The sequence below is a fragment of the Paracoccus sp. J56 genome (assembly GCF_019633685.1).
Lineage (GTDB): Bacteria > Pseudomonadota > Alphaproteobacteria > Rhodobacterales > Rhodobacteraceae > Paracoccus > Paracoccus kondratievae.
The window spans coordinates 1-3,142 of the sequence record NZ_JAFL01000065.1; the positions used below are offsets into that span (position 1 = coordinate 1).

General features: G+C 62.2%; 2 protein-coding genes and 3 pseudogenes. 1 reads left to right on the plus strand and 4 read right to left on the minus strand.

Features of this window, described 5'->3' with window-relative positions:
- Positions 1–20: 20 nt before the first annotated feature.
- Positions 21–200: a hypothetical protein gene (locus M511_RS18895; protein ID WP_139824653.1), complete on the minus strand. Its 180-nt coding sequence runs from the start codon at positions 198–200 to the stop codon at positions 21–23.
- Between the two features lie 70 nt (positions 201–270).
- Here M511_RS18895 and M511_RS18900 point away from each other — a divergent pair.
- A pseudogene (locus tag M511_RS18900) lies at positions 271–1,337 on the plus strand (IS3 family transposase); the annotation flags it as partial.
- Positions 1,338–1,472: 135 nt separating this feature from the next.
- On the opposite strand, the pseudogene M511_RS18905 reads toward M511_RS18900, so the two are convergent.
- The 3 genes and pseudogenes from M511_RS18905 to M511_RS18915 all read right to left on the minus strand — a co-directional run.
- A pseudogene (locus M511_RS18905) lies at positions 1,473–2,018 on the minus strand (transposase); the annotation flags it as partial.
- Positions 2,019–2,147: 129 nt separating this feature from the next.
- Positions 2,148–2,534 carry a RidA family protein gene (locus M511_RS18910; protein ID WP_139824654.1) on the minus strand — a complete coding sequence of 129 codons (387 nt, stop codon included), beginning with the start codon at positions 2,532–2,534 and terminating at the stop codon, positions 2,148–2,150.
- 3 nt (positions 2,535–2,537) lie between these two features.
- A pseudogene (locus M511_RS18915) lies at positions 2,538–3,142 on the minus strand (hypothetical protein); the annotation flags it as partial.

Consider the following 3,142-nt stretch of genomic DNA (forward strand, 5'->3'; position numbering starts at 1 on the left):
CCGCGCAGATCATCGCATGGTCATTGTGGCGAAGGGCGCATCAGGCCGCAGCAAGACAGGCTCATATCAAACTGAAAACGCAACTGTAATGCTAGAATATCCAGCCATGGATCTTCCTGCATCCGTTCGTCCTGCGCCGCCTTGGCAGTCTGCCACAATTCTTCGGGCAGAACGATGGAAAAACCCTGCGCTTCCAGCATCGCGACTGACCTGCCCTGGGGATTTTTCCTCCAACTTCGCCTGGCGTCCGCCCTAACGAGAGGACGGAGTATGAAGAAGGCGCGACGCACCGAGGAACAGATCATCGGTATTCTTGCGGAACATGATGCGGGCGCGAAGTGCGCCGATTTATGCCGCAGGCATGGCATGTCGGAAGGCACGTTCTACGCCTGGAAGGCGAAGTATTCCGGGATGACGATGTCCGAGGCGAAGCGACTGAAGGCGCTCGAAGAGGAAAACGCCAAACTGAAGCGACTTCTGGCCGAACAGATGCTCGACATGGCCGCGATGAAGGAACTGCTGTCAAAAAAGTGGTGACGCCCGCCGTGAAGCGCGAAGCTGTCGCGCATCTGAAGGCCCAGTTCGGGCTGTCAGAACGACGGGCGTGTCAGATCACTGGGGCGGATCGGAAGACGGTCCGCTATCAATCGCGGCGTGCCCCGGACACGGCGCTGCGGGGTCGGTTGCGTGATTTGGCCAATGAACGGCGCCGGTTCGGCTGTCACCGGCTCTTCGTGCTGCTCAGGCGCGAGGGCGAACCCTCGGGGATCAACCGCATCTGCCGGCTTTACCGCGAGGAAGGGTTAACCGTCCGTAAACGCAAAGCGCGGCGCAAGGCGCCTGGCCCACGAGCCCCGATCCTGATGGGAGCACGGCCCAATGCCCGCTGGTCGCCGGATTTCGTCCACGACCAGTTCGCCTGCGGGCGGCGCTTCCGTGTGCTGAACGTGGTGGACGATGTCACCCGCGAATGCCTTGCCGCGATCCCTGACGCATCAATCTCGGGCCACCGCGTGGCGCGCGAACTGACGGCCCTAACCGAGCGCCGCCGCAGGCCCGGGATGATTGTCTCGGACAATGGCACGGAGCTGACCTCGAACGCGATCCTGAGATGGTGCGCCGGGCAGAGGATCGAATGGCATTACATCGCGCCGGGAAAGCCAATGCAGAACGGCTTCGTGGAAAGCTTCAATGGTCGAATGCGGGACGAGTTCCTGAATGAGACGCTGTTTCGCAACATCGCCCACGCGCGCGATCTGATCGCCGGATGGGTCACCGACTACAACACCGAACGGCCGCACTCGGCCCTCGGATACCAGACCCCAGCAGGTTTTGCCCTGCATCTGGCAACCGCAGTCACCCGTCCCGCTGCGCAGCATGAAAGCTCCGCGCGCCGGGTGATTGCCCAACCCACGCCGAAGGGCGTAAATGACCAGCGGACTCCGGTCGCGCCTGGAGGAAAGTTCAGTGGCAGGGCTGTCGCCCCTGGCGCTCGAGGTAAATTCTGCGGCACGGATGTCGTCGTCGGTCGTATCCATCGCCAGATGAACCCTGCGATATGGGCGCCGACGCTGCGTGCCGTGCTTACGCGCAAGCCACTTCCCGTCCCCGAGGAACTTCTTCCGGTGCTGTCCACAAGCAGGTTGAGCGGACCGGACGCACGGCGGCTCGATATCTGCACCGTGATACGCTTTTGCCTGCGGCTCAGGGTGGAAAAGTCAGGCACAGGACTGTCGAGACCGGCCATCGACAGAATGCCTGCCCCCATCCCGCCTCGCCAGGGTTCCCCGAACCAGTGGCGGAACCTGGCTCGATCTGGCGAAGTGGCAGCCCCAACAGAGGCAGAATTGGGTTGCGGCATCGCTCAACACCGGCGGTCGGCCGTTGCGACCGACCTTCGGCGCGAGCCACGTCATGTCCTGGTCCAGCCAGATCAGCAGGGAACCGCGCCGCTTCAGGGCCTCGTTGCAACTCCTCCAGTCCGTCGTCCGAGGGCGGGAAGGGGCAGGTCCCGTCATCTCAGACCGTTAACCCGTGGATTGCTCCTGTGAAGCCTGATCGGGCGCGACTTCTCAAACAACGGCCGTCCGGAGGTCGAAGGAACCGGCAAGGAACCTGTCTCGGGATGCCGGGGCAAGAGTTCATGATCAGGCGTTGCGGAAGGCGATGCAGTCGACCTCGACCTTGCAGTCGACTACCATGGGCGATTGCACGCAGCACCGCGCCGGCGGGTGATCGCCGAAATAGGTTTCAAATACCTTGTTAAAGCTCCAGAAATCACGGGCATCGTCCAACCAGACACCGACGCGTACGATGTCCGAGACCTGATAGCCTGCATCGCGCACAATGGTCAGCATGTTCTCGATGGCGATTTTCGTTTGCTCGACGATGCCGTGGCCGTGAACCTCGCCGTCGATCATCGGCGTCTGGCCCGAGACATACAGCCACCCATCGGCTTCGACGGCCTTCGCAAAGGGCAGGCGGCGCCCGCCCGATCCGGTGCCCTCGCCAACGCCATGTCTTGTGATCGTCATTCCTTATCCTTTCATGTCAAGTTGCGGAAGGATCGTCTCCAGTGCCAGCTCAAAGCGGTCCAGATCCGAACTGTCGTTGAAGATCTGCGCCGAAAAACGCAGCCGGCCCGGATCGAACCAGACACGAACGCCCCGCGTTTCCAGCTGCCGGGCCAGTTCCTCGATCGGGCCGGTCATGACGCAGACATTATGCGAAGCTCGCCCATCGCAGCGAGCAACGATGCCAAAGCCCGCATTCGTCAGCAGCGTCTCGATGCTTTGCGCGACATCCAGCAGATGCGCCTCGCGCGCCATCGGGTCGCCAAGCCCCGCCTGCCAATCCAGAACCGCATGCAGGATTGCCACATCCAGATGCGGGACATTGCCGTATTCCCAGCGCCGGCCGTCCCCCGCACCCAGTGAATGCCATCCCGCACCCGCAGGGACCTGCGACCGTGCCGCGTTGCTGCCGGTGCATAGCAGCCCCAGATAGCTGGCCATCACGAATTTGTAACAGCTCGAGACCGTGAAATCCGTGAGAACGGCGGTGGGAAATTCGTCCACGGTAGCGGTGGCTTGGTGCTGCTGCGGGCGGCGTAAAAGTCGTCCACCTATTCCCTTTCTGCGGC

Coding starts and splice junctions, on each gene's coding strand:
- M511_RS18910 (WP_139824654.1), bottom strand. CDS start 2,534: ATGACGATCACAAGACATGGCGTTGGCGAGGGCACCGGATCGGGCGGG.
- M511_RS18895 (WP_139824653.1), bottom strand. CDS start 200: ATGCTGGAAGCGCAGGGTTTTTCCATCGTTCTGCCCGAAGAATTGTGG.